Genomic DNA, 26,768 nt, shown 5'->3' with positions numbered 1-26,768 from the left:
CGCGATGTTCGAAGGCCTCGAACTCCTCGGCGGCGCGCTCGCCTCCTTCCTCCAGCCGCGGCACATCGCCTACACCTTCGGCGCGACGCTGCTCGGCATCCTGGTCGGCTGCATGCCGGGGCTGTCCGCCACGCTCGCGATCAGCCTGCTGACGACGCTGACGATCAAGCTCCCGCCGAACGACGCGATCCTGATCCTGATCTGCGCCTATGTCGGCACGATCTATGGCGGGTCGCGCAGCGCGATCCTGCTGAACATCCCCGGCACGGCGGCGAACGCGGCGGCCTGCCTGGACGGCTACCAGCTGGCGCGCCAGGGCCAGGCGGGGCGCGCGATGGGCGTGGCGACCACGGGCTCGGTCGTCGGCTCGCTTTTCGGCATCGTCTGCCTGGCCATCCTGACGCCGGCGCTGGGCGAGGTCGCGCTGACCTTCCAGTCCTACGAATTCTTCTGGCTCTGCCTGTTCGGCGTGATGATGTCCGGCTCGATCACCGGCACGGATCCGCTGAAGGGCTGGATCATGGGCATCCTCGGCCTGTTCGTCTCGCAGATCGGCCAGGACGGCATCCACGCGCATGAACGCTTCGCCTATGGCAGCACCGACCTCGCCGGCGGGCTGTCGCTGATCCCGACGCTGGTCGGCGCCTTCGGCGCGGCGGAAGTGCTGACGGTGATGAGCGAACGCTTCTCCCGCCCCAAGGTCCACGCGGTCGACAGCATCCTGCCGCGCTTCGGCGACGTGGTGCGCTACTGGCGCACCATCCTGCGGTCCGGCGTGATCGGCGTGTACATCGGCATCCTGCCCGGGGTGGGGGAGGACATGGCCGCCTGGTCCTCCTACGCCGCCGCGAAGCGCGCATCGAAGGAGAAGGAGAAGTTCGGCAAGGGCAGCGTCGAAGGGCTGATCGCGGCCGAGACGGGCGACAACGCCTCGATCCCCGGCGGCATCATCCCGGCGCTGGCACTCGCCATCCCGGGCTCCGCCCCGGCGGCGGTGCTGCTCGCCGCCATGATCATCCACGGCGTCCGGCCCGGTCCGATGCTGATGATCGAGAACCCCACCTTCGTCTACGAGGTGGTGGCGATGAACGTCTACGCCACCATCGCCATGCTGTTCTTCGGCCTGTTCCTGGTCCGCCCGCTGCTCAAGGTGCTGACGGTCCCGCGCACCATCATCATGCCCTGCGTCTTCGTGCTGTGCACCGTGGGGTCCTTCGCCATCGCGCAGCGGCTGTTCGACGTCTGGACCATGATCGGCGTTGGCGTCGCGATCTTCTTCCTGCGCCGCTTCGGCTACCACGCGGCCCCCTTCGTCCTCGGCCTCGTGCTGGGGGACCTGATGGACAAGTCGCTGCGGCGCGGCCTCGTCATCTCGGACGGGGACCTCACGCCTTTCTTCACCCGGCCGATCTGCGCGGTGCTGGCGGCGCTGACGCTCATCGCGCTGCTTTGGTCGATCCCGGCGGTGGCCGACCGGGTGCGAGGGCTGTTCCGCCGCCCTCAGGCGGCGATGCCGAAATAGGCCGCGGCCAGGATCGCCTGGCCTTCGAACATGTCGCGCCCGGTGGCCGTGGCGCAGCCCGCCGCGCGGGCCGCGGCGATCAGCGGCGTGACCTCCGGGTTCGGGATCACATCCGCCACCGCGACCGCCGGCGACAGCGCCGCGAGGTCGAAGGGCGGCGGATCGCCCGGTGCCAGGCCGAGCGGCGTCGCGTTGACCAGCAGGTCGGGCGCGCCCGCGGTCGCGACCGCGGGAAAGGCCGCGGCCACCTCCGCGGCAAGCGCGGCGGCGCGGCCCGGCACCGCATCCTCCAGCGCCAGCGACGCGACGCCCGCGCGCGCCAGGGCGAAGGCGATGGCGCGCCCTGCCCCGCCGCAGCCCTTCTGCAGCACGCGCCGGCCTTCCGGCGCGATGCCGCGCGCGCGCAGGCCGGCGACGAAGCCCTCCCCGTCGAACATGTCGCCTTCCCAGCGCCCGTCCGGCAGGCGGCGGGCCGTGTTCACGGCACCGGTCAGCCGCGCCGACGGCCCGACGGCGTCGAGCAGCGGCAGCACCGCCTGCTTGTGCGGCATGGTCAGCACCAGCCCGTCGACATTGCCGATCGCCGTCAGCCCGGCCCAGGCGCGCGGCAGGTCGGCCGCGCTCACCTGCAGCGGGACGAAGGCGGCATCGCGGCCGATCCGCGCGAAGAGCGCGTTCCACCAGGCGGGGCTGCGCACGACGGCGACCGGGTCGCCGAGGATGCCAAAGAGCCGCGTCGCGCTGCCGATGCTCACGGCGATTCCTCCCGCCCGCTCGCGCTCGCGCGCAACCAGGCCTCGATCAGGCGCTGCACGGGCAGGCCCGTCGCGATGCCGTTCGACGGCGCGCGGCCCGCTTCGATCGCGTCCAGCACCTCGGTGATCATCGCGCGGTGCGGGCCATGGTCGAAGGCCATGGGGTCGGCGCCGCCGCCGCCCGCGCTGCCATGGTCAATCACCTCCGGCGCGCGACCGGCGACGTGCAGGTCGAGCCGCTCGGCGGCCAGCACCGCGCTACCCCTTGTGCCCGCGATTTCGATGCGTTCGGGGAAGCCGGGGCGGGCGACGGTCGTGGCATCCACCGCGCCGATCGCGCCATTGCCGAAGCGCAGCGCGGCCACGGCCATGTCCTCCGTGTCGATCGCCCGCAGCGGCGATGTGCGCGCGATGCCGCGCACCCCGGCCACGGGGCCGGCGAGATGCAGCAGCAGGTCGAGCGTGTGGATCGCCTGGGTCAGCAGCACGCCGCCACCGTCGCGCGCCTTGGTGCCGCGTCCGGGCGTTGCGAAATACGCATCGTCGCGCCACCAGCGGATGCTGGCGGAACATGACAGGAGGTCGCCCAGCGCGCCATCCGCGACCGCCTGCTTCAGCCGCAGCGCGGCCGGGCGGAAGCGGTGCTGGAACACCACGGCGCCGACCCGGCCCGCCGCGCGCACGGCAGCGTCCAGCGCCCCCGCCCGCTCCCCGTCCCATTCGACCGGCTTCTCGACCAGGATGTGATGGCCGGCGGCCAGCGCCGCCTCTCCCAGCGGCAGATGCGTCGCGGGCGGCGTCAGGATCAGCGCCAGGTCGAGGCCCGGCGCGGCGAGCAGCGCCTCGGCGCTCTCGAAGATCGGCCAGCCCCAGGTGGCGGCGAAGGCGGCGCGGCGTTCGGCCGAGCGCGCCGCACCGCCCAGCACGCGCACGCGCCCCGCCGCCGCGAGGTCCCGCAGCGCCAGCGCATGCGGCTTCAGCGCCATGCCGAGCCCGATGATCCCGACGCCGATCATGCTGCGCGCACGCCGATGCGCGCGAGCCGGTGCGCCGCCGCCGCGTTCACCGCGCCCGCCGGCATCTCGCCTCGGGCGAGGGCGGCGACCTGGTGCACCGTGTCCATCGCCTGGTGCTCCATCGCCTCCGGCGTCATGCCGCCGACATGGGGCGTGGCGATCACGTCCGGCCGGCGCGCGAGAAAGGCGGAAGGCCGCTGGTCCTGCGCACGCCCGACATCCATCGCCGCGCCGGAGAGATGCCCGGCATCGAGCGCGACGGCGAGCGCCTGCTCCTCCACCAGCTCCCCGCGCGAGAGGTTGATGAAGCGCGCGCCGCGCTTCATCCGCGCGAAGGCCGCCGCGTCGAAGAGGTTCCGCGTCGCGGCGTCGGAGATGGCGAGGCAGACGACGATGTCGGACTCCGCCAGCAGCGCATCCATCGGCAGCCGCGCGATGCGCGGGTCCTCCATCGTCGCGAAGGGATCGGCGACCAGCACGCGCATCCCGAGCGCGAGCGCGACCTCCGCCAGCCGCCGCCCGATCCGCCCGAAGCCTACGATGCCGAGGGTGGCTGCCGAGAGCTGCAGGCCCATCCGCCCGACCGGTTCCTCCCCGCGCCGATAGGCCTGCACATGGCCCGATACGTCGCGGGCAAGATCGACCATGAATCCGAGGGCGAGTTCTGTGACGCTGTCCACGAAGCCCGGCGTCGCGCGCGTGACGAGCACCCCGGCCGCGCTCGCCGCCGCGACGTCGATGGTGCTGATGTCGACCGCGACGCGCAGGAAGGCGACGAGGTCCGGCGCCGCGGCGAAGGTCTCGGCCGTGCCGGGCGTGGCGCGGTCCGCGACGATGGCCTGGCAGCCTCGGGCGGCGTCCGCGAGGGCCGAGCCGGACAGCACGGCGGTGCCCGGGTTGCGCACCACTTCCGCATGTCGCTCCAGCGCGGCGAGGGCGCGCGCGCCGTAGTAGCCCTCGAACATCTCCGGCGTATGCGCCAGGAACACGCGCAGCATGATGGCTTCCTTCCCCCGTCGCGCGCAGCCTATCCTCTCCGCACGGGAAGGAAACCGCCGATGCGCTTCGGGCTCGAGGTCGGGGATGCGGTGTCCTTCGCGCGCACGGTCACGGACATGGACATCGCGCTCTGCGCGGCCATCACCGGCGATTTCGATCCGCTGCACATGGACGAGGCGTATGCGCGCGGTACGGCCTTCGGCGCGCGCATCGCGCATGGGGCGCTGATCCTCGGGCTTTGCTCCACCTGCGCCTCGATGGTCGCGCAGCGGAGCATCGCGGCGGGGACGGACGGCACGCCGGCCTCGCTCGGCTATGACCGCGTGCGCTTCCTCAGGCCCGCTTTCATCGGCGACACGCTGACGGCGCGCTACGTGGTCGAAGCGCTCGATGCCGCGGCACGCCGCAGCGACAGCCGGATCGAGGTGCTGAACCAGCGCGGGGAGACGGTGCTCGCCGGCCGACACGTGATGAAGTGGGTCGCGGCGCTGTAAATCCTTCACGAAATCACGCCGAAACCTGTCGAGATCTTTGCCGCTTCACGCGCCTCGACGCACAAAGACTCCTGCACGGCGGGACCCGAACGGGCACATCTGCGGCCACGTTCTTCGGGAGACCCGCATGACCATGCTGACCCGCCGCACCGCCCTCGGCGCCCTTCTCGCCACGCCCTTCGCCGCCCCGGCGATCGCGGCGCCCTGGCGGCCGGACCGGCCGATCGAGTTCGTCGTCGGCTTCGCCGCCGGCGGCGGGACGGACATCGTGGCGCGGCTGTTTGCCCGCCACCTGGAACCGCGGCTCGGCCAGCCCGTCACGGTGGTGAACCGGCCGGGCGCGTCCTCCGAGATCGCGCTGACCTACGTCTCCCGCTCGCGCCCCGACGGGCATGTGATCGGGCTGACCAACATGCCCTCCTTCGTCACCGTGCCAGTGGAGCGGCGGGCGCAGTACACGCTCGATTCCTTCGCCTTCGTCGGCAACATCATGACCGACCCGACCGGGCTGATGGTGAAGGCGGACGGGCCGATCCGCGACCTCGCCGACCTGGTGCGCATGGGGCGCGAACGGCCGGAGGAGCTGACGATCTCCACCTCCGGCATCGGCACCGACGACCACCTGCTGATGGTGATGCTGGAACAGGCGACCGGCGCGCGCTTCACGCTGGTGCACTTCAACGGCGCGCCGCAGCAGCGCACGGCGCTGATGGGCGGGCAGGTGGCCGCGAACACCGTTTCCATCGGCGAATACGCGCCGGCGCCGCAGGGCATGCGCTACATCGCCCATGGCGGGGCGGCGCGCAGCCGCTTCGCGCCGGAGACGCCGACCTTCCGCAGCATGGGCCTCGAGATCGAGATGTATTCCGAACGCGGCATCGTCGTGCCCGCCGGCACGCCGGCCGGCATCCTCGAGCGCCTGCGCGAGGCCGCGAAGGAAGCGGCGGAGGATCCCGCGACGCGCGCGACCTTCGAGGCGCAGTTCATCGAGCCCAACTATGAGCCCGGCGCCACCTGGGAAGCGCGCATGCGGCGCGTCCAGGGGCAGTATGCGGATCTCTGGCGCCGCCAGCCCTGGCGGGCCTGACCTTCAGCGCCGCCCGGTTCACCTCGCGCCGGGCGGCGCACCCTGCATCTGCCACTCCCGCACCGCCTCGAGCGGCCAGAGCAGCATCACCACGTTGAGCAGCAGGTTGTCGCGGATCATCCAGCCCGCGAGCGCCTCCATCCCGATCACGAGCAGGACCGAGGCCAGGACCGGCAGCCGCGCGGCCAGGAAGAAGCCGGCCAGCATCGCGACGCCGTCGCCGAAGGAATTGACGATGCTGTCGCCGTAGTAGTCGAGCGAGGCCGTCACCTCCCGATACCGATCGATGATGAGGGAGGTGTTCTCCACCACCTCCCACGCCCCTTCCATCACCAGCGCCGCCACCGCGCGCCACGCCACCGACCAGCCGGGGCGCAGCCAGCGCAGCAGGGCATAGAAGACGAAGCCGTGCGCGAGGTGCGACAGCGTGTACCAATCCGTCAGGTGCTGCGAATTGCCCGACGACCAGACATCGCCATGCCACAGCGAGACATAGCCGCAGGCGCAGATCCACAGCCGCCCGATCGCGAACTGCGTCGCCGCCACGCCTGCCAGGATCGCGCCCATCGCCGCCCATGGCAGCCACGCCGCCATCACGCCCGCCACCGCGCCAGCAGCATCATCCCACCCCCCGCGAGCAATCCCCAGAAGGCCCCGCCGATGCCGAGGAAGGCGACGCCGGAGGCCGTGACCACGAAGCAGACCAGCGCCGCTTCCCGCCCTTGCGGCGCATGCACCGCGCCGAGCATCGCGCCGCCGAAGGGTGCGAGCAAGGCAAGTCCCGCCACCGCCTGGATCAGCACCGGCGGCGCCGCCGCGACGAAGACCGTCACCGCCCCGGCCAGCAGCCCGAACAGCACGTAGACGCAGCCCGCCACCACCGCCGCCACCCAGCGCCGCGCCGGATCGGGCCCCGCGCCATCCCCCGCGCACAGCGCCGCCGTGATCGCGGCGAGGTTCACCGCATGCGCGCCGAAGGGCGCGGACAGCAGGCTGAAGGCGCCCGTCGTCGCGAACAGCGGCCCCGCTTCCGGCCGGTAGCCATTGGCCGAGAGCACCGCGAGCCCCGGGATGTTCTGCGACGCCATGGTGACGATGAACAAGGGCAGCGCGATGCCCGTCACGGCCGCGAAGGACAGGTCCGGCACCACGAGTTCCGGCCGCGGCACCCATCCTTCCATCGGCATCGGCGCCGATGCCGCGATGACGCCGACCGCGACGGCGACCGCCGCCGGCACGGCGAGCAGCCGGTTGACACGGGCCATCACCGCCCAGGCGAGGATGATGGCGATGCCTGCGACGGGCTGTTCCGCCACCGCGCGCACCGGGGCGAGACAGAGCGTGAACAGGATACCCGCCAGCATGGCATTCGCGAGCGGTGCCGGGATCGCCGCGACCGCGCGCCCGAGCGGCTTCCACAGCCCGGCGATGGTGAGCAGCGCGCCGCAGAGCAGGAAGGCGCCGACCGCCTCGGCGAAGCCGCCCGCCGGCGCGGCCGTGGCCGCGAGCAGCGCCGCCCCCGGCGTCGACCAGGCGACGCTGACCGGCAGCCGCAGCCTCAGCGACAGCACGATACCCGCGAGGCCCATCGCGATCGACAGCGCCATGAGCCCAGAGGCCGCCTGGGCCGGGGAGGCGCCCACCGCCGCGAGCCCCTGCAGCACCACGGCGAAGGAGGAAGCGAAGCCGACGAACCCCGCCAGCAACCCGGCCGAGACCGCCTGCATCAGCGCACCGCCCGGTCGAGCACGGCAGCGAGCGCGGTGATGTCCTCCGGCCTCAATTGCCGGATCTCGCGCGCCAGCCGGTTGGCGAGCTCGGTCGCCTCCGGCGCGAGGCCCGCCGTGTCCAGCACGACGCGCGGATGGGATTGCCGGGCGAGGCGCGCGAGCTCCTCCGCATCGTCCCAGATCAGGCCGAAGAACTCGTTCACCTGGTGGACGAGGCCCGCGGAAGGCCGGCCGCGGCGGCCATGCTCCAGCGCGGAGAGATAGGCCGCCGAGACCTGGAGCGCGGCGGCGAGGTCTTTCAGCGTCACGCCGCGCTGCTCGCGCAGCGCTCGCAGGCGGGCGCCGAAGGGGGTCATGCAGGCGTTATGGAGAAAGGGCGGGGGGAAGGGAACTTCCCCCCGCACCCCCCAACCTTCTTTGTCTTCCGGGGTCAGCCCCCAACGGACAGAAAAGGGAGGGGGCTCGGGGGAGGTTCCCCTCCCCCGACCTTCAAGCCCCCGACAACCGCGTCCGGTCGAACGGCATGCTCCGCAGCCGCTGCCCCGTCAGCGCGAATACCGCGTTCGCCACCGCCGGCGGCACGCCCGGCGTGCCGGGCTCGCCCACGCCGCCCATCGGCGCGTCGCTCTCGACGATGCGCGTGTGCACGCGCGGCATCCGGTCCCGCCGCAGCACCTGGTAGGTGTCGAAGTTGCGCGTCGTCACCTCGCCGCGCTCGAAGCCGATCGCTTCCATGAGTGCCGAGGAAAGCCCGATCGCCGCGGCCGACTGCACCTGCTCCTCGATCGTGCGCGGGTTCACGGCGCGCCCCGGGTCGATCGCGACCCAGAGGTCGTGCACGACGACCTCACCCTCATGCACCGAGACCTCGGCAATGGTCGCGACCTCCGATCCGAAGGGCGATGCCATGGCGACGCCGCGCGCGCGGCGCGTGCCGTCGGCGGCGGTGAATGGCCCGCGCCGCCAGCCGCCGGACAGGTCCGCCGCGGCCTGCAGCAGGGCGCAGTGCCGCTCGGAATGCGCAAGCAGCCCCATGCGCAGCGCGAAGGGATCGCGGTTCGCCGCGGCGGCGATCTCGTCGAGGAAGGATTCGAAGAAGAAGTCGTTCATCGAATGCCCGACGGAGCGCCAGAAGCCGAGATTGACCCCCGGCGGATGGGGCACCGGCACGAATTCCACGCGCTTGGCCGCGAAGCGATAGGGCTTGCCGGTCAGCCCCTCCATCACCGAGCCGTCGACCGGCGGGTTGCCGAGCCGCGCGGCGCCGAAATGCCGCGCGATCGGACCTTCGCCATAGCCCGCCGCCTGGAAGGCGACGATCTCCCCGGCCGCGTCGAGCCCGGCGCGGAAGGTGGCGAAGGAGAGTGGGCGATAGGCGTCGCGGGCGAATTCCTCCTCCCGGCTCCAGATCACCTTCACCGGACGTCCCGTTGCCTTGGCGAGCAGGATCGCCTGCGGATGCGCGTTCGCCGGCCCATAGGCGAAGTGCCGGCCGAAGAAGCCGCCGAGCGGCGGGGAGTGGATGCGCACCTTCTCGGGTTCGAGCTGCGCGGCGCGCGCGGCGCTGGCGCGGAAGAAATCCGGCGCCTGGTTCGGCACCCAGACATCGAGCGAGCCATCCGCGTTGAAGCGCGCGGTGGCGGAGGCCGGTTCCATCTGAGCATGGGCGAGGTAGGGCGCGTCGTACTCGGCCTCGATCACGCGCGCCGCGCCGGCGAGCGCGGCGCGGAGGTCGCCCGCTTCCTCCGCCGTATTGCCCGGCGTGCCGGCGGCGGCCTTCAGGCGGTCGAGCATGGCCGCAGGGGAGAAATCCTCGGCCATCACGGGGCCCTGCAGCGCCGCCCACGCGATCTGCGCCTGGTCGGCGGCCTTCTTCGCGCGCCACCAGCTGTCGGCGACGACGGCCACGGCGCCGGGCAGGCGATGGACGGAATGCACGCCGGGCAGGGCGCGCAGCGCGGCCTCGTTCGTCACCGCGGCAGGCTGGGCGCCGGCGCGCGGCGCGTGGACCACGGCGGCGAGCAGCATGCCATCGACCTTCACGTCGATCGCGTAGGTGACCTTGCCGGTGGACCTGGCGCGGACATCGAGCCGCGGCTGCGGCCGGCCGATCAGGCGGAAGCCGGCGGGATCCTTCAGCGGCACGTTGGCCGGCGGGGCGAGCGCGGCGGCCGCCTCGGCCAGTTCGCCATAGGCCAGCGCGCGACCCGTGGCGGCGTGGACGACGCGGCCCGGCTCGGTCGCCAGCGTCCCGGCCGGCACGGCCAGGCGCGCGGACGCGGCCTCGACCAGCATCGCACGGGCGGTGGCGCCGAGCGTGCGGAAATGCGCGAAGGATGAGCGGACGGAGAAGGACCCGCCCGTGAAGCGGGCGTTGCCGCCCTGCATGACGCGGAAATCCTCGCCCGCCGGCGCGCAGGTAACGCTGAAGCGCGCCGGGTCGGCGTCGAGCTCCTCGGCGACGATCTGCGCGATGGCGGAATCGATCCCCTGCCCGCCCTCGACGAAGGGGTTCTGCAGGTGCACCACGCCGTCGGGCGCGATGCGGAGATAGACGCCGACCTTGGTCGCGTGCCGCAGCGCGGCCGCGGCGGAACCCTGCGCCGCCGGCCGTCGTGCCGGCAGGGCGAGGCCGAGAAAGAGCCCCGCCCCGGCCGCGGCAAACATCCCGCGGCGGGAGAGGTTCACGGGGCGGCCCTCGGGCAGCATGTCCTCGATGCGCATCGCCGCCTCCCTCAGCCGGCCTCGGCCGCGGCGCCGATGGCGGCGGCGACGGCGTTGTAGGTGCCGCAGCGGCAGATGTTCGTCATCGCCTCCCGCACCTGCTCGGGCGTCGGCTTCGGCGTGGCGGAGAGCAGCGCGGTCGCCGCCATCACCTGGCCGGACTGGCAATAGCCGCATTGCGGCGCCTGGTGGGCGACCCAGGCCTCGACGACGCGGCGGCCGACCGGATGCTCCTCGATCGCCTCGATGGTGGTGATCCGGTGCGCCGCGGCGACCTCGACGGTCATCGAGCAGGATCGCGTCGCCTCCCCGTCCACCAGCACGGTGCAGGCGCCGCATTGCGCGACGCCGCAGCCGTACTTGGTCCCGGTCAGGCCGAGCTGTTCCCGCAGCACCCACAGCAGCGGCGTGTCGCCTTCGACCTCAACCCGGTGGATGCGCCCGTTGACGTTGATCTCGAGCATCGCCTGCCCCCGCCACCCTGTCCTTGCGGCGCAAGATGGTGCCTGGAAGGCGTCCGGGGAAGTGTGAAGGCCGGGCCGGTTACGTGCCGAAACGCGCCGGTGTCACGGCCAGGCGGCGGCGGGGGGCAGGGACATCAGGATCGCCTCGACATTGCCCCCGGTCTTGAGCCCGAACAGCGTGCCGCGGTCATGGATCAGGTTGAACTCCACGTAACGGCCGCGGCGGATCAGCTGCGCGCGGCGTTCCTCCGGCGTCCAGGCCTCGTGCATGCGGCGGCGGACGATGGGCAGGTAGCCTTCCAGGAAGGCGAGGCCGACATCCTTGGTGAAGGCGAAGTCGGCTTCCTGCCCGTGGCCGGGCGTGCGGTCGCCGAGCCAGTCGTAGAAGATGCCGCCCAGGCCGCGGGGCTCGTTGCGGTGGGGCAGGAAGAAGTATTCGTCGCACCACTGCTTGAAGCGCGGGTAGTAGCCCGGGTCGGCGCGGTCGCAGGCGGCCTTGTAGGCGGCGTGGAAGCCGATCGCATCCTCCTTCGCCTCGGCGCTGTCGGGAAACATCGGCGTCAGGTCGCCGCCGCCGCCGAACCAGGCCCGGGTCGTGACGATGAAGCGGGTGTTCATGTGCACCGCCGGCACGCGCGGGTTCTGCATGTGGGAGACGAGGGAGATGCCGGTCGCCAGGAAGCGCGGATCCTGGTCCGCCCCCGGGATCTGCTTGCGGAAATCGGGGGAGAACTCGCCGAAGACGGTCGAGACGTTCACGCCCACCTTCTCGAACACCCGCCCGCGCATGACGGACATGACGCCGCCCCCGCCCTCGGGCCGGGTCCAGGCGGTGCGCTCGAAGCGCCCGGGCGGGTCGCCGGCATGCGGGCCGGCGGCGAGCTCGTCCTCGATCGCCTCGAAGGCGGCGCAGATGCGGTCGCGCAGGCTTTCGAACCAGGCGCGGGCCTGGCCGGCGAGGGGGTGGTCCGCCGGCGCGGTGGCCATGTGGCCGGCGGTTTTCACTTCATTCATGTAACGCTCCCTAAGTGTCGGGCCGGGTGGCATGGACACCCCGCGCAAGCCACCCTTATAAGGGCCGCCGCGCGGGGTGGGCAGCGCGCGAGACAGTGCGCGCCCCCGCAAGCGTGGCGGGTGCCATTCGCGGCACCCCGGGTCGAGACGATGCAGCCGACGCCGCCCGAGGCGCGCCGGCGGAAGGGATGGTAGGCATGGCTGACAGTGGCGGGGCTGCCGCGACCGACGGTACGCCGCGGCGTGATTTTCTCAACCTTGTGACGGCGTCCTTCGCCGCGGTGGGCGTCGGCGCGGTGGCGTGGCCGTTCATCGCCTCGATGCAGCCGGCGCGCGACGTGCTCGCGCTCGCGAGCACCGAGGTCGACCTCGCCCCGATCGTCGAGGGCCAGGCCGTCACGGTGATGTGGCGCGGCAAGCCGGTCTTCGTCCGCCATCGCTCGGCGGCCGAGATCACCTCGGCGCGCGAGGTGCCGGTCTCCCAGCTGCCCGACCCCGCGCCCGACCAGGCCCGCGTCCAGAAGGACCAGTGGCTCGTCGTGCTCGGCGTCTGCACGCATCTGGGCTGCGTGCCGCTCGGCCAGAAGCCGACCGACGCCCGCGGCGACTACGGCGGATGGTTCTGCCCCTGCCACGGCAGCCACTACGACACGGCCGGCCGCATCCGGAAGGGGCCCGCGCCGCGGAACCTTGAAGTTCCGCAATACGCCTTCACGTCCGACACCAAGATCAGGATCGGTTGAGGAGCGCGGATATGGCGATCGGTCTTCACAACAGCGATTTCAAGAACCCGGTGGTGCGCTGGATCGACCAGCGCATGCCGATCTTCACGATGATGCAGAAGGAGTACGGGACCTTCCCGACTCCCCGGAATTTCAACTACTTCTGGAATTTCGGCGCGCTCGCGATGGTCAACCTGATGATCATGATCGCGACCGGCATCTTCCTGGCGATGCACTACACGCCGCACACCGCCTACGCCTTCGACAGCGTCGAGCGGATCATGCGCGACGTGAACTTCGGCTGGCTCATCCGCTACGTGCACATGAACGGCGCCTCGATGTTCTTCATCGTGGTGTTCATCCATATCTGGCGCGGCATGTACTACGGATCGTACAAGGCGCCGCGGGAACTGCTGTGGATGCTCGGCGTCGTCATCTTCCTGCTGATGATGGCCACCGCCTTCATGGGCTACGTGCTGCCATGGGGCCAGATGTCCTTCTGGGGCGCCACCGTCATCACCAACCTGTTCTCGGCATTCCCGCTGGTCGGCGACTGGATCGTCGCCCTGCTGTGGGGCGGCTTCAGCGTCGACAACCCGACGCTCAACCGCTTCTTCAGCCTGCACTACCTGATGCCCTTCGTGATCGTCGGCGTGGTGTTCCTGCACGTGGTGGCGCTGCACATCACCGGCTCGAACAACCCGCTCGGCGTCGAGCCCAAGGGCCCGCAGGACACGCTGCCCTTCCACCCGTACTACACGGCGAAGGACAGCTTCGGGCTGGTGATCTACTTCATCGTCTTCGCCTGCCTCGTGTTCTTCGTCCCGAACATGCTCGGCCACCCGGACAACTACATCCCGGCCGACCCGCTGGTGACGCCCGCGCACATCGTGCCGGAATGGTACTTCCTGCCCTTCTACGCGATCCTGCGCGCGGTGCCGGACAAGCTCGGCGGCGTGCTGCTGATGTTCGGCTCGATCGCGGTGCTGTTCGTGCTGCCCTGGCTCGACAGCAGCCCGGTCCGCTCGATGCGCTTCCGCCCGATCGCGCGCATCTCCTTCCTGCTGTGGACGGTCTGCTTCTTCGTCCTGATGTACTGCGGCGCCATGCCGGCGGAGGAGCCGTACGTCACGATCAGCCGGCTCGCGACCGCCTACTACTTCGCGTACTTCCTCGTGATCCTGCCGCTGCTCGGGCGCCTTGAGCGTCCGCTGCCGCTGCCCGAGAGCATCGCGCGCGCCGTCCTCGGCGGCGGCCCGCTGCCCGCCGGCGCCGCGGCGAAGCCGATGGAGAAGGCCTGACCATGCTTCGTTCCACGCTGAAGGCCTTCGCCATCCTCGGCGGCCTGCTCGCCATCGCCCCCACCCCCGCCCGCGCGGCGGGGGAAGCGATCGCGATCCCCGACACCCGCTTTTCCTTCGACGGGATCTTCGGGACCTATGACCGCGCCAGCGCCCAGCGCGGCTTCCAGGTCTACAAGGAAGTCTGCTCCGCCTGCCATTCCATGCGGCTGCTGTCGTACCGCAACCTGCGCGAACTGGGCCTGACGGAACAGCAGGTCGCGGCGATCGCGGCGCAGTTCACGGTGGTGGACGGCCCGAACGACGAAGGCCAGATGTTCGAGCGCCCGGGGCGCCCGTCCGACCGCTTCCGCCGCCCCTTCCCGAACCAGCAGGCGGCGCGCGCGGCGAACAACGGCGCCTATCCGGTCGACCTTTCGGTCATCACCAAGGCGCGGCTCGGCGGCGCGGACTACGTCTTCGCCCTGCTGACCGGCTACCAGGACCCGCCGGCCGGCGTGACCATGATGGATGGCATGAACTACAACCGGTACTTCCCGGGCCACCAGATCGCCATGGCCGCGCCGCTCAACCCCGACCAGGTCGAGTATGCCGACGGCACGCCCGCGACGGTCGAGCAGATGGCGCGCGACGTCACCACCTTCCTCGCCTGGGCCGCCGAGCCGGAGCTCGAGCAGCGCCGCGCCATGGGCGTGAAGGTGATCCTGTTCCTGACGATCCTCGGCGGCCTCGCCTATGCCGTGAAGCGGAAGGTCTGGGCCGACGTGCACTGACGCGGCGGCGGCCCCCCGGGGCCGCCTCGCGCGCCGGCACCGATGGTCTGACGGCATGCAGCCGGTCCGGGGGCTTCCCCGGGCCGGTTTTTCTTTGCGCGGGCATGGCGCGGCGGCGCTGCCGTGCCACTTGGCGCAGCCTGCGGATTCCTGCCAGTTTCCGCAGGAGCGACCCGGCCGCCCAGAAGGCCGGGCAGGAACGACAGGGAGCGCGAGATGAAGGTCAATCCCGGCGGCAAGACGCCGCGCCGAATCACGGCCGCCGAAGCCGCCGCCCTGGTGAAGTCCGGCGACTGGCTCGACTACGGCGCCATCACCGCGCAGCCGGATGTCTTCGACGCCGCGCTCGCGGCCCGCTCGGCCGAACTGAGCAGGGTCGGCATCCGCAACTGCCTTTCGGTCCGCCCGCGCGCGGTGCTGGAAGCCGACCCGACGGGCGAGCACTTCCAGTGGTTCAGCCTGCATTTCTCGGGATACGATCGGAAGAAGCACGATGCGGGGATCAGCCACTACATCCCGGTCAATCTCGGCGAGATTCCCGACTACTACCGTCGCTTCATCGATCCGATCGACATCGTCATCCTGAAGACGCGGCCGGCCGACAAGGACGGCTTCTTCAACTTCGGCAACGCGAATCTCTGGCATCGCGCCGTGATCGAGCGCGCGCGCGTCGTGATCGTAGAGACCAACCCGAACATCCCGCTGGGCCATGGCGAGCAGAACGGCGTCCATGCCGGGGAAGTCGACTTCATCATCGAGGGCGACGGGGCGCCGGTCGCGGAATTGCCGAGCACCGCGCCGACCGAGGTGGACCGCGCCGTCGGCCGGCTGATCGCGAGCGAGATCGAGGACGGCGCCTGCCTGCAGATCGGCATCGGCGGCATGCCGAACGCGGTGTGCTCCCAGCTGCTCGATTCCGGCCAGAAGGACCTCGGCATCCATACGGAAATGCTGACCGACGGCCTGGCCGAGCTCTACCGCGCCGGGCGCGTGACGAATGCGCGCAAGCAGCTGCATCCGGGCAAGTCGGCCTATTCCTTCGCCCTCGGCTCCCGCGCGCTGTACGACACGATCGACGGCAACCCCGACTTCCACTGCCTGCCGGTGGAAGCGACGAACCTGCCCGACGTCATCATGCGCAACGACCGCGTGGTCGCCATCAACAACACGACGCAGATCGACCTGCAGGGCCAGGCGGCGTCCGAGAGCGACGGCCACCGCCACATCAGCGGCACCGGCGGGCAGCTGCAGTTCGTGCGCGGCGCCTATGCCTCGAAGGGCGGGAAATCCTTCGTCTGCCTGTCCTCCACCTATGAGCGGAAGGGCATCCGCAAGAGCCGCATCGTGCTGGAACTGACACCCGGGAACGTGGTGACGACGCCGCGGTCGGACATGATGTACGTCGTCACCGAATACGGCATCGCGAACCTGAAGGGCCGCTCGGTGGCGGAGCGGGCGAAGGCGCTGATCGGCCTCGCGCACCCCGACTTCCGGGAAGGGTTGGAGCGCGAGGCGCGGGCGAAGGGGCTGATCCCGCGCTTCTACTGACCGCGCGCCGGCCGCCTAGCCACCGCCTCCACCTCGATCAACGCGCCGCGCACCAGCCCGGTCACGCCGATGCAGGTGCGCACCGGCCGCCCGCCTGGCGGCAGGGCCTCGGCGTAGGCCTCGTTCATCGCCGCATAGTCGCGCGCGAAGGCGCTGAGATAGACCCGGACGGAAATCAGGTCGCCGAGCCCGAGCCCCAACGCGCCGAGCGCGCGCGCGAGATTGCCCATGGTCCGCGTCGTCTGCGCGGCGATCCCGTCCGGCAGCGGCGCCTCGGGGTCGTCGAGGTCGCGCGGGAACTGCCCCGTCAGGAAGACGAAGCCATCCGCTTCCACCGCGTGGGAGGAAGGCGAGACGGAAGGCGGGAAGCCCGCCAGAATGTGGTGGACGGTGCCGGTCATTCCTCGCGCTTCGCGCCGTCGAGCAATGCCTTGCGCCGCGCCTCGGCGCGGGCGTCGTTGGCCTTCTCGGCCTTGGTGCGGCCGTGCTTCGCCCGGTTCGCGGCGGCCGCCGCGGCGTCCTCCGTCCGCGCCTTCGCCTTGCGGGCCTTGTTCAGGTTGACGATCTCGGCCATGGGGCGAGGATACCGCGCCACCGCATCCGGGGAAACGCCATGCCGACCATCTCGCTGACCGCCGCCGACGGCCACCGCCTGACCGCCTATCGCGCCGGGCCGCAGAATGCCGCCCGCGCCCTTGTCGTGGTGCAGGAGATCTTCGGCGTGAACCGCCACATGCGCGCCGTGTGCGACCGCTTCGCGGCCGAGGGCTATGCCGTGATCGCGCCCGCCCTGTTCGACCGCGTCGGCCCGGGCATCGAGCTCGGCTACGAGGCCGCCGACGTCGCCCAGGGGCGCGAGCTGCGCGGCAAGATCGACGCGGGGCTGACCGTGCTCGACGTGCTGGCCGCTGCCGCGGCCCTGCCGCGCGGGGCGAAGCGCGGCATCGTCGGCTATTGCTGGGGCGGCACCGTCGCCTGGCATGCCGCGACCCGCACCAGCGCCTTCTCCGCGTCCTGCGGCTGGTATGGCGGCGGCATCGCCGCGGCCAAGGACGAAGTGGCGCGCTGCCCCGTCCAGCTGCATTTCGGGGAGGCCGACGCCTCCATCCCCATGACCGACGTCGCCGCCATCCGCGCCGCCCAGCCGGGCGTCGAGGTGCTGGTCTATGGCGGCGGCCACGGCTTCGGCTGCGACGAGCGCGGGTCCTATGTGGAAGCCGACTACCGGCTGGCGCAGGAACGCACCCTCGCCTTCTTCGCCAAGCATCTCTGACCGGAGCGGGCGGGGCACGCCGCCCCGCCCCGCCGCGTCACTGCGGCTGGATGCCGGCGGCGCGCGCCGCCGTGCCCCATTTCTCCATCTCCGCCTGCACGAAGGCGCGCATCGTGTCGGGATCGTTCATCACGATCTCGGCGCCGAGCGTGCGGTGGCGGTCGACCACGGTCGGGTTGCGCAGCGCCGCGTGGATGTCGGTGTTGAGCTTCGCCAGCACCGGCCGCGGCAGGTTCGCCGGCGCGATCACCATGCCCCAGGTCGAGGCCTCGAAGCCCGGGAGCAGCGCCTCGGCCATGGTCGGGACGTCGGGCAGCTGCGGGCTGCGCCGCGCGCCGGTGGTCGCCAGGGCCTTCAGCGCGCCGGACTGGATGTGCGGCAGCGCGGCGGGAACCGTGTCGAACATGATGTTCACGCGGTTCGCGATCAGGTCCGGATGCGCCTGGGTCGATCCCCGATAGGGCACGTATTCCAGCTGGATGCCGGCGCGCTGCGCGAACAGCACGGGGGCGAGCCGCACCACGCCGCCGGTGCCGGCGAAGGTGACGCCCGGGTTGCGCTTCGCGTGGTCCACCAACTCGGCCGGCGTGTTCGGCGCGAAGGCGCGTGGCGCGCAGAGCACCAGTGGCGTGGCAGTGGTCTGCGTCACGAAGGTGAAGTCACGCATCGTGTCGAAGGGCAGCCGGTAGAAGGCCGCGTTCACCGGATGCCCGACCGAGACCAGGCCCAGCGTGTAGCCATCCGCCGGGCTGCGCGCGACGACCTCGGTGCCGATCACGCCATCCGCGCCGGCGCGGTTCTCGACCGGCACGGGCTGCCCCCAGGTGGCGGAGAGCGGCTCGGCGATGAGCCGCGCGGTGATGTCGGAGACGCCCCCGGGCGTATACGGCACGACGATGCGCACGGCGCGCGTCGGGAAGGCGCCCTGCGCGCCGGCGCCGCGGCCGGCGAGAAGGCCAGGCAGCGCAAGCGCGGTCGCGCCCAGCGCGCGGCGGGTGATGGTCATGGCGTTCCCTTTCTCGGTTCGTTTTCGTCCCAGTCCCGCCATCCTGGGCGCGGCGGCCGTGGAACGGAAGCGCCGGCGTGTCGTGACCGGCGGCCGAAAGCGGCGTAATCGGCGCGCATGAGGATCCTTGCGATCGAAGGCGCGCTCGCCCGCTGCTCCGCCGCCCTGCTGGCGGAGGGGGAGGTGCTGGCGGCCGAGGCCGAGGACGCCGCGCGCGGCCACCCTTCCCTCCTGCCCCGCATGGCGGCCTCCGTGCTGGCGCGCGCGGGCCTCGCCGCGCCGGCGCTCGATGCGGTGGCGGTGGGGGGCGGGCCCGGAGGCTTCACCGGGCTGCGGGCGGCCATCGCGCTGGCCGAGGGCATCGCCCGCGGGGCCGGCCTGCCGCTGGTCGGCGTGACGACGGGCGAGGCCCTGGCGGCCGCGCTGCCACCGGGCAGCGGCGCGGTCTGGGCGGTGCTGGACCACCGCCACGGCCGGGTCGTGATCGAGGCCTTCGCGCCCGGCGCGGCCATCCCCGCCCCGCCGGCGATCCATCACGTCGATGCGCTCCCCCTGGCGCCGCCGGGGCTGATCCTGCTCGGCGACGCCGCGGTGGCGGTCGCCGCCGCCCTCGCCGCGCGCGGCGACGCGGCCGAGGCCCGGCCCGGCCTGCCGGACGCCGCGGCCGTGGCGCGCATCGCCGCCAGCCGCCTGGCCGGCCGATTGCCGCCACGGGATGCCGCGCCGCTCTATGCGGAGCCGCCGGCCGTCACGCTCCAGCCGCGGGCAACTTCCCCCTGAGCGACGCGGCCATCCTGCCGATCGGCGCCGAGGCCGCGCCGCTGCTCGCCGCTTTGCATGCGGAGGCCTTCGCGCCCACGGATCGCTGGGGGGCGGAGGCGATCGGCCTGCTGCTGTCCCTGCCCGGCCATTTCGGCCTGGTCGCCGCGCCGGGGGATGCGCCGTCCGGCTTCGCGCTAGGCCGCGCCGCGGCGGGGGAGGCGGAGGTGCTGACGATCGCGGTCCGGCCCGACGCCCGGCGCGCCGGGCTCGGCCGCGCCCTGATGCGCGCGCTGATGGCCGAGGCGGCGCGGCGCGGCGCGGCGGACCTCTTCCTGGAGGTTTCGGAGGCGAATGCATCCGCGCGCGCGCTCTATGCGGGCCTCGGCGCGGCGGAGGCCGGGCGGCGGCGGCGCTACTACGCCGACGGATCGGATGCGCTGGTGCTGCGGATCGACCTCACCCGCCCCGGCGGATGAGAAGGCGGAGCAGGCCGCCCGGCCCCTCCTCGGCCGCCAGCACGGCATGGCCCTGCTCGGCGGCGGTGCGGGGGACGTTGCGGCGTGGCTCCTCGCCCTTGAGCAGGACTTCGAGCGATTGCCCGGGGGCGAGACGATCCAGCGCCAGGCGCACGCGAACGAATGTCATGGGGCAAGTCTCGCCCGTGATGTCCAGGCTTGAATCCGCCTGGAATTCTTCGCCACCGACAAGAAATGACCGAGCTTTCATCTATTTTATCTCTCCCGCAATTGCGGCTTGTCGGGATGGTGGCTAGAAGGCCGCATTGCCATGGTTTTGGGGGGCATGTCGAATGGCCGAGTCGAATCCGAGTTCGGAACTTCTGGGGCTCACCGCCCAGATCGTTTCGGCGCATGTGTCGCACAATCCCGTCCCCGCCAGCGAATTGCCGGGGCTGATCCAGGAAGTGTTCCGCACGCTCTCGGGCGTGGGCACGCGCCCGGCGCCGGAGCCCGAGCGGCCGCAGCCCGCCGTGCCGATCAAGAAGTCCATCACGCCGGGCTACCTGATCTGCCTCGAGGACGGGAAGAAGCTGAAGATGCTGAAGCGGCATCTCAAGACCGCCTACAACATGTCGCCCGACCAGTACCGCGAACGCTGGGGCCTGCCGGCGGACTACCCGATGGTGGCACCCGACTACGCCAAGCACCGTTCCTCGCTGGCGAAGAAGATCGGCCTCGGCACCACCCCGCGCTCGCGCGGCAAGGGCAAGGGCTGACCCACCCCACGGGGATTGGCCCGGCACGGCCGGCGGGCGTATGGTCCGCCGCCGCGCCGGGATGGGCGCCGCATGACAACGGGGCGACGACCGCCGCATGGAGACCCGCACCAAGCCTCGGCCTGACGCGCCGGACCAGGGCGCGTCGCGCATCGAAAGGCTCTGCATCGAGCAGGGGCTGAAGATGACAGGGCAGCGCCGCCTTATCGCGCGCGTCCTGAGCGAGGCCGAGGACCATCCGGATGTCGAGGACGTCTATCGCCGCGCGCTGGCGCTCGACAACAAGGTCTCGATCGCGACCGTCTACCGCACCGTCCGGCTGCTCGAGGAAAAGGGCATCCTCGAACGGCGCGACTTCGGCGGCGGACGCGCGCGCTACGACCCCGCGGATCGCGGCCAGCACCACCACCTGATCGATGTCGACACCGGCAAGGTGATCGAATTCGCCGACGAGGAGTTCGAGGCCCTGGCCCGCGCCATGGCGCGCCGACTCGGCTTCTCGCTCGTCGGCCAGCGGCTGGAACTGTTCGGCCGGAAGATCGACCCCGACCCTACCCCCAGCCCGGCACCGCGCCGGCGCGAGGCGCGCGACGCATGAGCGACCTGGACGCAGACCCCGGCTTCGGCGAACTCCGCTCCGGCAATCTCGGCGTGCGCCTCGCCGTAGACGCGGCCGAGATCGATGCCGTGCAGGCGCTGCGCTACCGCGTCTTCTACGAGGAAATGGGCGCGCATCCGGACGCCGCGACGGCGGCGACGCATCGCGACCGGGACGATTTCGACGCCGTCGCGGACCACCTGCTGGTGGTCGACCACGACAAGGGCGAAGGGGCGAAATCCGTCGTCGGCACCTACCGGCTGATCCGCCGGCCCGCCGCCGCGCGGCTCGGGCGCTGGTACTCGGCCGCCGAATACGACATCTCCCGCATCATCGCCTTCGAGGGCGAGTTGGTGGAATGCGGCCGGTCCTGCGTCGATGCCGCCTATCGCACCCGCGGCACGCTGCAATTGCTGTGGGGCGGCATCGCGGCCTACGTCTTCAAGCACAAGATCGCCATCCTGTTCGGCTGCGCGTCGCTGCCGGGCACGGACCTCGACGCGCTGGGCGACCAGCTCACCTACCTCGCGGCCAACCACATGGCGCCGGAGGAGATCCGCCCGCGCGCCCTGCCGGAACGCTACGTGCCGATGCTGCGCAAGGACCCGGCGACGATCGACGTGAAGCGCACGCTGGTGGACCTGCCGCCGCTGGTGAAGGGCTATCTCCGCCTGGGCGGCTTCGTCGGCGACGGGGCGGTGCTGGACACGCAGTTCAACACCACCGACGTCGCGGTGCTGGTGAAGACGGACCAGATCACGGACAAGTACTACCGGCACTACGAACGCAAGGTGCGGGAGGCGTAGGCGGGCGGGGGGAGAAGTGAACTTCTCCCCCCTGGCCCCCCCCTCAACCTTTTTTGTCTGTTGGGGGCGGGCACTACGCCTCGCGCACCTTCTGCACGCGAAAGCCCTTTAGCCCCTTCTTCTCGACGGCGGCGAGGAACGCGTCCGAGACGAAGAGTTCACCTCCCCCAAAGTACGCATCCACCCACAGGTGTCGGCCCGCGATCACCGCCCGCGAGACGCACAGGTCGTCGACGGTGCGCAGCACCTCGTTCAGGGTCTTGCGGCGCTGTCCCTGCTTGCCGATGCATTCCTCGGGCAACAACGAGTTGATGCGCACCAGCGGGTTCATGATGAAGTACTGGCCCGGCGCGACTTCCCGCCCATCAAGCCGCTCGATCGGCTTGCCATTGGGCCGGCGGATGATGATCGGGAAGAACTGGTGCAGCCCAGGCTCGAAAGCTTCCACCACCTCCCGGAATTCTGCCGAGATGCCCCATCGGGCCACGACCGGAAGAAAGTCGGCGAGCGTCTTCTGCCGTGATGTAAGCCAGAACTCGGTCTTCACATCGCCCGCATCGAAGCGGACGCCCTTGTTGCCGAAGTCCATACCGAGCCAGCGGCATCGCTCGTAGGCGGTGTCGGTGAGCACGCCAGCGCCCGGCCCCTCCTTTGGTGCCCCGCGGACGTCCGGCGAAAATCGCGGATCGTCCGAGAACGCGATGATCGCCGCCATTGGATCCCCCAACTCCCCCTCCCGGTACCCAAACGATAGAAAAGGGAGGGGGTTCGGGGGAGGTTCCCCTCCCCCGACCTTTCACTCGTAAGGCGGCACCACCCCCGCACGCGGCTCCACCGGCAGCATCCGATCCAGCCCCGTCATCCGCTCGAACAGCGCCGCCACCTGCAGCGCGCGGGCGTCCTGCCGCGGCGGTGCCACCACCTGCAGCCCAACCGGCCGTCCGTGCTGGTCGAAGCCGCAGGGCACCGCGACGGCCGGGCAGCCGGCCAGCGTCGCGAAGGCGTTGATCAGCGACCCGCCCATGTAGTTTTCCAGCACCTGCCCGCCGATCTTCTCCGGCGCGCGGAGGTTCACGTCGAAGGCGGGGGTGGACGCGCCCGGCGTCACCAGCACGTCGCAGCGGGCGAAGATGTCGCGGAGGGATCGGAAGAAGCGCGTCCGCTCATGTTCCGCCCAGGCGAGGCGGGAGGGCGTCTCGGACAGGCCGCGCTCGGTCTGCCAGACGATGTCGGGCTTGAGCAGCTCGCGCTTGGTCGCGAGCAGTTCCTCCCGGTCCACCACGAAGTGCTGGCTGCGCAGCACAAGGAAGGCGTCGTTCAGCGCGCCGATCTCCGGGTGCGCTTCCTCCACCGCGATGCCGAGGCTTTCGAAGCGCCGGACCTCGCGCGCGCAGATCGCCGCCGTCTCCCGGTCCATCGGCAGGGCGCCGCCGAAATCGGTGGTGAAGGCGATCCGTAGCGGCTTCTCGGCCTCGGCGGCCGCGACGGCGGCGGCGTAGGACCGCGCCGGCGCCTCCCAGGTCAGCGGGTCGTCCAGGTCCCAGCCCGCCATGGTGTCGAGGAACAGCGCCAGGTCGGGGATGTTGCGCGCCATCGGCCCCTGGACGGACAGCATGGACCAGAGATCCTCCTGCGTGCCGCGCGTGACGCGCCCGGGGGATGGCCGCAGCCCGACGACGGAGCAGTAGGTGGCGGGGCGGCGGAGCGATCCGCCATGGTCGGATCCATGGGCGAGCCACACTTCGCCCGTGGCCAGCGCGACGGCGCCGCCGCCGGTCGATCCGCCGCAGGTCAGCGCGGTGTTCCACGGGTTGCGCGTGCGGCCGAACACCTCGTTGAAGGTCGATCCGCCGGCGCCGAATTCGGGCGTGTTGGATTTCGCGATGACGATGCCGCCCTTGCGCTCGATGCGCTCCACGACCGGGTCGCTGCGCGTGGGCACGTGGTCGGCGAAGATCGGGCTGCCATAGGTGGTGCGGACGCCGGCAACGTCGCTCAGGTCCTTGATCGCGACCGGCAGGCCGGCGAGCCAGCCGGCCTCGCCTTCCGCGTCCCGCCTTTCGCCGCGCATCAGCGCCCTGGCGTGGTCGCGCGCGCGGTCGAGGCAGAGGGTGGGCAGGGCGTTCACCGCGGGCTCGACCTCGGCGATGCGCGCGGCGGCGGCGTCGATCAGGTCGAGCGGCGTGATCTCCCGCGCCCGCAGCTTCGCCACCGCGTCGGTTGCGGTCAGGCGGATCAGTTCGTTCGGCATGGCAGTTTCAGTCCAGGGGAATCGCGGCTTCGACGACGTGGTCCAGCCCCGGCGCATCCGGGCTGGTCAGCGCCATGCGCAGCCGGAGCACCTTGCCGGGCCCGGCCATGCCGCGCGCGACCTGCTCGATCTCGCGCTGGGCGGTGACGCCCACCTGTTTCAGGAATTTCCGCAGTTCCATGTTGAAGCGGTCTTCGTCCATGGCATGTCTCCTCGGCGTCCTGGCCGGTTCCGTGGCCGGCCCGCGCGCGGCTAGCCTGCACCCGAAAGGAGCATCACGCCATGTACACGCCGCCCGCCTTCCGCGAGGACCGCCCCGAGGTGCTGCGGGAGATCATGCGCGCGGCGCGCCTGGCGCTGCTGGTCTCGGCCGCGCCCGATGGCGGCGCGCCGGAGGCGACGCACCTGCCGCTGATGCTGGAGGTCGACGAAGGCCCGCACGGCACGCTGCACGGCCACATCGCCAAGGCGAACGCGCATTGGAGGGGGCTTCGCGCCGCGGGCGTCGCGCGCGCGATCTTCCCGGGTCCGGAGGCCTATGTCTCGCCCTCGCTCTATGCCTCGAAGCGGGAGCATGGGCGCGTCGTGCCGACCTGGAACTACGTGGCGGTGCACGCGATCGGGACGGTGGAGGTGATCGAGGATGCCGCGCGGCTGCATGCGCTGGTCTCCCGCCTGACCGAACGGCACGAGGCGCCGCGCCGCGACCCCTGGGCGGTGACGGACGCGCCCGAGCCCTTCGTGGCCGGGCAGCTGAAGAGCATCGTCGGCATCACGCTGCGGATCGAGACGCTGATCGGCAAGCGGAAGCTCTCCCAGAACCGGGACGAGGCCGACCGGGCCGGCGTGGTCGCGGGGCTTTCGGACAGCGCGGATGCGGCCGACCAGGCGGTGGCCGCCGCGATGCGCGCCGGCTGAGCCTTCGCGGGGGGCGGCCGCGCGCGAACCATCCTTCGCGCGGGCGGCGTCAGTCCCCGAGCTTCTGCTCGATCCGCGCCAGCGCCGCGCGCACGCGGCGCATCTCCTGCCCCAGCGCGGCGATGCCGAGCAGCGCCAGCGCCGGGATCGCGCCCGCCCCGGCATAGAGCAGCCGCGCGCGGGACCAGCCATCGCCGCCGAAGGGCGTCGCCTGCCAGGCCAGCATGAGGCAGGCGAGGATGCCGGCGACGCCGACCACCTGCAGGACGCGCCAGAGGATCATGCGGCCCCCCGCCGCGCGATGGCGGCATCCAGCGTGTTCTCGAGCAGGCAGGCGATGGTCATCGGCCCGACGCCGCCCGGCACGGGCGTGATGGCGCCGGCGACGGCGGCGGCCTCGGCATAGGCGACGTCGCCCACCAGCCGCCCGTCGGCCAGCCGGTTGATGCCGACATCGACCACCACGGCGCCCGGCGCGATCCAGTCCGCGCGCACCATTTCCGGCCGGCCGACGGCGGCGACCAGCACCTCCGCCCGGCGGCATTCGCCGGGGAGGTCCCGGGTGCGGGAATGGGCGATGGTCACGGTCGCGTCGGCGCCGAGCAGCAGCTGAGCCATGGGCCGGCCGACGATCTGCGAGCGGCCGAGCACGACGGCGCGCGCGCCGCGCAGTTCCACGCCAGCTTCGGCCAGGATGTGCATGACGCCGCGCGGCGTGCAGGGCACGAGCCCCGGCTGCCCGGCGGCGAGCCGCCCGGCGTTCAGCGGGTGGAAGCCGTCCACGTCCTTCGCCGGATCGACCGCGGCGATGGCCGCTTCGGCCCGGATCTGCGGCGGCAGGGGCAGTTGCACCAGGATGCCATCCACGGCCGGGTCGGCATTCAGCCGGGCGATCTCGGCCAGCAGCGCTGCCTCGCTCGTCTCGGCCGGCAGGTGGATGGTCGCGCTGTCGAAGCCGGCTTCCAGCGCCGCCTTGTCCTTGTTGCGGACATAGACGCCCGAGGCCGGGTCGTCGCCGACGCGCACCACGCGCAGGCCGGGGCGGAAGGGCAGCGCGGCCACGCGGTCAGCCAGGCGCGCGCGGAGCCTGGCGGCGATCGCCTTGCCGTCGAGGATGCGGGCGGTCATGCGAGCGCCTCCAGGCGCGGCGCGAGGCGATCCGGCGGGCCAGCCACGCGCAGGGTCTTTTCACGGGAGGCCGCGCCCTGGGCGAGCGCGACGGTGGACGGCGCGACGCCGAGAGCCTCGGCCAGGGCCTCGCAGGCCGCCCGGGTGGCGCGGCCATCCTCCGGCGCCTCGGCGACCGAGATGGCGAGCCGCGGCCCGTCACCGGCCGGCCGGACGCCGCCTAGCCCCGGCCGGCGGGCCTTGGGCTGCACGCGCACCCGCACCAGCACGGCGTCCGCCTCGGCCCGCCAGAAGCTCACCAGCCGACGCCGCTCCGCAGCAGCCCAACCTGGATCTCGGCCAGCAGGATGCGCAGCGCCGACAGCAGCAGGATGAGGACCAGCGGCGAAAGGTCGACCCCGCCGAGGTCCGGCATGCGCCGGCGGATCGGCCGCAGTACGGGCTCCGTGACCCGGTAGAAGAAGTCCGACACCGCCCAGACGAACCGGTTGCGGCTGTCGAGCACGTTGAAGTTCAGCAGCAGGGACAGCACGGCCGCGATGATCAGCGCCCAGACATAAAGGCTGATCGCCGTATCCAGCAGCCAGAACAGCGCGCGCATGAATCCTCCCGCGAAGCGGGCGCAACCTAGTCAGGGCCAGGG

Annotated in this window: 34 protein-coding genes; 14 read left to right on the top strand and 20 right to left on the bottom strand. The window is 71.9% G+C overall.

Annotated elements, in window-relative coordinates:
• Positions 1–4: 4 nt before the first annotated feature.
• Entirely contained in the window at positions 5–1,522 is a 1,518-nt protein-coding gene (locus tag J5Y09_RS09290) for a tripartite tricarboxylate transporter permease (RefSeq protein ID WP_209351476.1), read from the top strand.
• Here J5Y09_RS09290 and J5Y09_RS09285 read toward each other — a convergent pair.
• From J5Y09_RS09285 to J5Y09_RS09275, 3 genes are read right to left on the bottom strand one after another with little or no spacing between them, the layout of a single operon-like run.
• Positions 1,501–2,277 (bottom strand): shikimate dehydrogenase family protein, encoded by a 777-nt coding sequence (locus J5Y09_RS09285; protein ID WP_209351475.1) that lies wholly within the window; start codon positions 2,275–2,277, stop codon positions 1,501–1,503. The genes J5Y09_RS09290 and J5Y09_RS09285 overlap by 22 nt on opposite strands.
• Positions 2,274–3,293 (bottom strand): Gfo/Idh/MocA family protein, encoded by a 1,020-nt coding sequence (locus J5Y09_RS09280; RefSeq protein ID WP_209351474.1) that lies wholly within the window; start codon positions 3,291–3,293, stop codon positions 2,274–2,276. Before J5Y09_RS09280 ends, J5Y09_RS09285 begins: the two co-directional genes overlap by 4 nt.
• Complete coding sequence (locus tag J5Y09_RS09275) at positions 3,290–4,291, bottom strand: NAD(P)-dependent oxidoreductase (RefSeq protein ID WP_209351473.1); 1,002 nt, start codon at positions 4,289–4,291, stop codon at positions 3,290–3,292. Before J5Y09_RS09275 ends, J5Y09_RS09280 begins: the two co-directional genes overlap by 4 nt.
• A gap of 60 nt (positions 4,292–4,351) precedes the next feature.
• On the opposite strand from J5Y09_RS09275, the gene J5Y09_RS09270 reads away from it, so the two are divergent.
• Both J5Y09_RS09270 and J5Y09_RS09265 read left to right on the top strand, forming a co-directional pair.
• On the top strand, positions 4,352–4,786 hold the full coding sequence (locus J5Y09_RS09270) for a MaoC family dehydratase (RefSeq protein WP_209351472.1): 435 nt from the start codon (positions 4,352–4,354) through the stop codon (positions 4,784–4,786).
• Between the two features lie 127 nt (positions 4,787–4,913).
• Positions 4,914–5,873 carry a tripartite tricarboxylate transporter substrate binding protein gene (locus J5Y09_RS09265; RefSeq protein WP_209351471.1) on the top strand — a complete coding sequence of 320 codons (960 nt, stop codon included), beginning with the start codon at positions 4,914–4,916 and terminating at the stop codon, positions 5,871–5,873.
• 18 nt (positions 5,874–5,891) lie between these two features.
• Here J5Y09_RS09265 and J5Y09_RS09260 read toward each other — a convergent pair whose 3' ends face one another.
• The 6 genes from J5Y09_RS09260 to hemF all read right to left on the bottom strand — a co-directional run bounded on the left by J5Y09_RS09260 (position 5,892) and on the right by hemF (position 11,805).
• A complete protein-coding gene (locus J5Y09_RS09260; protein ID WP_342451446.1) occupies positions 5,892–6,479 on the bottom strand; it encodes a DUF2585 family protein in 588 nt (195 codons plus the stop codon).
• Positions 6,467–7,600, bottom strand: coding sequence for a benzoate/H(+) symporter BenE family transporter (locus J5Y09_RS09255; protein ID WP_209351470.1), 1,134 nt, complete (start codon positions 7,598–7,600; stop codon positions 6,467–6,469). Before J5Y09_RS09255 ends, J5Y09_RS09260 begins: the two co-directional genes overlap by 13 nt.
• Positions 7,600–7,959: a helix-turn-helix domain-containing protein gene (locus tag J5Y09_RS09250; protein WP_209351469.1), complete on the bottom strand. Its 360-nt coding sequence runs from the start codon at positions 7,957–7,959 to the stop codon at positions 7,600–7,602. The genes J5Y09_RS09255 and J5Y09_RS09250 overlap by 1 nt, the downstream gene beginning before the upstream one ends.
• A gap of 133 nt (positions 7,960–8,092) precedes the next feature.
• Positions 8,093–10,327: a xanthine dehydrogenase family protein molybdopterin-binding subunit gene (locus J5Y09_RS09245; RefSeq protein WP_209351468.1), complete on the bottom strand. Its 2,235-nt coding sequence runs from the start codon at positions 10,325–10,327 to the stop codon at positions 8,093–8,095.
• Positions 10,328–10,338: 11 nt separating this feature from the next.
• The gene (locus J5Y09_RS09240) at positions 10,339–10,791 is read right to left on the bottom strand and encodes a (2Fe-2S)-binding protein (RefSeq protein ID WP_209351467.1); all 453 of its coding nucleotides are present in this window, start codon (positions 10,789–10,791) and stop codon (positions 10,339–10,341) included.
• Between the two features lie 102 nt (positions 10,792–10,893).
• A complete protein-coding gene (hemF, locus tag J5Y09_RS09235) occupies positions 10,894–11,805 on the bottom strand; it encodes an oxygen-dependent coproporphyrinogen oxidase (protein ID WP_209351466.1) in 912 nt (303 codons plus the stop codon).
• 197 nt (positions 11,806–12,002) lie between these two features.
• Here hemF and petA point away from each other — a divergent pair, with 197 nt between their 5' ends.
• The 4 genes from petA (at position 12,003) to J5Y09_RS09215 (ending at position 16,149) form a co-directional block, all read left to right on the top strand.
• Positions 12,003–12,548: a ubiquinol-cytochrome c reductase iron-sulfur subunit gene (gene petA, locus J5Y09_RS09230; RefSeq protein ID WP_209351465.1), complete on the top strand. Its 546-nt coding sequence runs from the start codon at positions 12,003–12,005 to the stop codon at positions 12,546–12,548.
• Positions 12,549–12,559: 11 nt separating this feature from the next.
• Positions 12,560–13,828 carry a cytochrome b gene (locus J5Y09_RS09225; protein ID WP_209351464.1) on the top strand — a complete coding sequence of 423 codons (1,269 nt, stop codon included), beginning with the start codon at positions 12,560–12,562 and terminating at the stop codon, positions 13,826–13,828.
• A 2-nt stretch (positions 13,829–13,830) separates the two neighbouring features.
• On the top strand, positions 13,831–14,601 hold the full coding sequence (locus J5Y09_RS09220; protein WP_209351463.1) for a cytochrome c1: 771 nt from the start codon (positions 13,831–13,833) through the stop codon (positions 14,599–14,601).
• Positions 14,602–14,817: 216 nt separating this feature from the next.
• Positions 14,818–16,149: an acetyl-CoA hydrolase/transferase family protein gene (locus tag J5Y09_RS09215; RefSeq protein ID WP_209351462.1), complete on the top strand. Its 1,332-nt coding sequence runs from the start codon at positions 14,818–14,820 to the stop codon at positions 16,147–16,149.
• Here J5Y09_RS09215 and J5Y09_RS09210 read toward each other — a convergent pair.
• Together J5Y09_RS09210 and J5Y09_RS09205 are read right to left on the bottom strand one after the other, a co-directional pair.
• On the bottom strand, positions 16,143–16,550 hold the full coding sequence (locus tag J5Y09_RS09210) for a RidA family protein (protein ID WP_209351461.1): 408 nt from the start codon (positions 16,548–16,550) through the stop codon (positions 16,143–16,145). The two genes, J5Y09_RS09215 and J5Y09_RS09210, sit on opposite strands and share 7 nt — an antisense overlap.
• Complete coding sequence (locus J5Y09_RS09205; RefSeq protein ID WP_209351460.1) at positions 16,547–16,723, bottom strand: DUF4169 family protein; 177 nt, start codon at positions 16,721–16,723, stop codon at positions 16,547–16,549. Before J5Y09_RS09205 ends, J5Y09_RS09210 begins: the two co-directional genes overlap by 4 nt.
• Before the next feature lie 39 nt (positions 16,724–16,762).
• On the opposite strand from J5Y09_RS09205, the gene J5Y09_RS09200 reads away from it, so the two are divergent.
• Positions 16,763–17,422: a dienelactone hydrolase family protein gene (locus J5Y09_RS09200; protein WP_209351459.1), complete on the top strand. Its 660-nt coding sequence runs from the start codon at positions 16,763–16,765 to the stop codon at positions 17,420–17,422.
• A gap of 37 nt (positions 17,423–17,459) precedes the next feature.
• Here J5Y09_RS09200 and J5Y09_RS09195 read toward each other — a convergent pair whose 3' ends face one another.
• On the bottom strand, positions 17,460–18,428 hold the full coding sequence (locus J5Y09_RS09195) for a tripartite tricarboxylate transporter substrate binding protein (RefSeq protein ID WP_209351458.1): 969 nt from the start codon (positions 18,426–18,428) through the stop codon (positions 17,460–17,462).
• Positions 18,429–18,545: 117 nt separating this feature from the next.
• On the opposite strand from J5Y09_RS09195, the gene tsaB reads away from it, so the two are divergent.
• Both tsaB and J5Y09_RS09185 read left to right on the top strand, forming a co-directional pair.
• A complete protein-coding gene (gene tsaB / locus J5Y09_RS09190) occupies positions 18,546–19,208 on the top strand; it encodes a tRNA (adenosine(37)-N6)-threonylcarbamoyltransferase complex dimerization subunit type 1 TsaB (protein WP_209351457.1) in 663 nt (220 codons plus the stop codon).
• A gap of 53 nt (positions 19,209–19,261) precedes the next feature.
• Positions 19,262–19,666, top strand: a complete 405-nt coding sequence (locus J5Y09_RS09185) for a GNAT family N-acetyltransferase (RefSeq protein ID WP_245216974.1) — start codon at positions 19,262–19,264, stop codon at positions 19,664–19,666.
• Here the strand turns inward: J5Y09_RS09185 and J5Y09_RS09180 are convergent.
• The gene (locus J5Y09_RS09180) at positions 19,647–19,835 is read right to left on the bottom strand and encodes a sulfurtransferase TusA family protein (RefSeq protein ID WP_408904053.1); all 189 of its coding nucleotides are present in this window, start codon (positions 19,833–19,835) and stop codon (positions 19,647–19,649) included. The genes J5Y09_RS09185 and J5Y09_RS09180 overlap by 20 nt on opposite strands.
• A 163-nt stretch (positions 19,836–19,998) precedes the next feature.
• Between J5Y09_RS09180 and J5Y09_RS09175 the strand changes: the two genes are divergently transcribed.
• From J5Y09_RS09175 to J5Y09_RS09165, 3 genes are all read left to right on the top strand, one after another.
• The gene (locus J5Y09_RS09175; protein WP_198376955.1) at positions 19,999–20,424 is read left to right on the top strand and encodes a Ros/MucR family transcriptional regulator; all 426 of its coding nucleotides are present in this window, start codon (positions 19,999–20,001) and stop codon (positions 20,422–20,424) included.
• 97 nt (positions 20,425–20,521) lie between these two features.
• Positions 20,522–21,022, top strand: coding sequence for a Fur family transcriptional regulator (locus J5Y09_RS09170; RefSeq protein ID WP_209351455.1), 501 nt, complete (start codon positions 20,522–20,524; stop codon positions 21,020–21,022).
• Positions 21,019–21,828 carry a GNAT family N-acetyltransferase gene (locus J5Y09_RS09165; RefSeq protein WP_209351454.1) on the top strand — a complete coding sequence of 270 codons (810 nt, stop codon included), beginning with the start codon at positions 21,019–21,021 and terminating at the stop codon, positions 21,826–21,828. Before J5Y09_RS09170 ends, J5Y09_RS09165 begins: the two co-directional genes overlap by 4 nt.
• A 73-nt stretch (positions 21,829–21,901) precedes the next feature.
• Here J5Y09_RS09165 and J5Y09_RS09160 read toward each other — a convergent pair whose 3' ends face one another.
• The 3 genes from J5Y09_RS09160 to J5Y09_RS09150 all read right to left on the bottom strand — a co-directional run bounded on the left by J5Y09_RS09160 (position 21,902) and on the right by J5Y09_RS09150 (position 24,281).
• Positions 21,902–22,543 (bottom strand): imm11 family protein, encoded by a 642-nt coding sequence (locus J5Y09_RS09160; protein ID WP_209351453.1) that lies wholly within the window; start codon positions 22,541–22,543, stop codon positions 21,902–21,904.
• Between the two features lie 81 nt (positions 22,544–22,624).
• Positions 22,625–24,079, bottom strand: a complete 1,455-nt coding sequence (locus J5Y09_RS09155) for an amidase (protein ID WP_209351452.1) — start codon at positions 24,077–24,079, stop codon at positions 22,625–22,627.
• 7 nt (positions 24,080–24,086) lie between these two features.
• Positions 24,087–24,281 carry a DUF6494 family protein gene (locus J5Y09_RS09150; protein WP_209351451.1) on the bottom strand — a complete coding sequence of 65 codons (195 nt, stop codon included), beginning with the start codon at positions 24,279–24,281 and terminating at the stop codon, positions 24,087–24,089.
• Positions 24,282–24,361: 80 nt separating this feature from the next.
• Between J5Y09_RS09150 and J5Y09_RS09145 the strand changes: the two genes are divergently transcribed.
• Positions 24,362–24,997 (top strand): FMN-binding negative transcriptional regulator, encoded by a 636-nt coding sequence (locus J5Y09_RS09145; RefSeq protein WP_209351450.1) that lies wholly within the window; start codon positions 24,362–24,364, stop codon positions 24,995–24,997.
• Positions 24,998–25,046: 49 nt separating this feature from the next.
• On the opposite strand, the gene J5Y09_RS09140 is transcribed toward J5Y09_RS09145, so the two are convergent.
• From J5Y09_RS09140 to J5Y09_RS09125, 4 genes are read right to left on the bottom strand one after another with little or no spacing between them, the layout of a single operon-like run.
• Positions 25,047–25,280, bottom strand: a complete 234-nt coding sequence (locus J5Y09_RS09140; RefSeq protein WP_209351449.1) for a hypothetical protein — start codon at positions 25,278–25,280, stop codon at positions 25,047–25,049.
• Positions 25,277–26,125, bottom strand: a complete 849-nt coding sequence (gene folD / locus J5Y09_RS09135; RefSeq protein WP_209351448.1) for a bifunctional methylenetetrahydrofolate dehydrogenase/methenyltetrahydrofolate cyclohydrolase FolD — start codon at positions 26,123–26,125, stop codon at positions 25,277–25,279. The genes J5Y09_RS09140 and folD overlap by 4 nt, the downstream gene beginning before the upstream one ends.
• On the bottom strand, positions 26,122–26,424 hold the full coding sequence (locus tag J5Y09_RS09130; protein WP_342451444.1) for a DUF167 domain-containing protein: 303 nt from the start codon (positions 26,422–26,424) through the stop codon (positions 26,122–26,124). Before J5Y09_RS09130 ends, folD begins: the two co-directional genes overlap by 4 nt.
• Positions 26,421–26,726, bottom strand: a complete 306-nt coding sequence (locus tag J5Y09_RS09125) for a YggT family protein (protein WP_209351447.1) — start codon at positions 26,724–26,726, stop codon at positions 26,421–26,423. Before J5Y09_RS09125 ends, J5Y09_RS09130 begins: the two co-directional genes overlap by 4 nt.
• Between the last annotated feature and the right edge of the window lie 42 nt (positions 26,727–26,768).

This window comes from Roseomonas nitratireducens, assembly GCF_017813355.1.
GTDB lineage: Bacteria > Pseudomonadota > Alphaproteobacteria > Acetobacterales > Acetobacteraceae > Neoroseomonas > Neoroseomonas nitratireducens.
The sequence above is the reverse complement of the archived record's forward strand: the minus strand, read 5'-3'. Positions and strand labels throughout refer to the sequence as shown.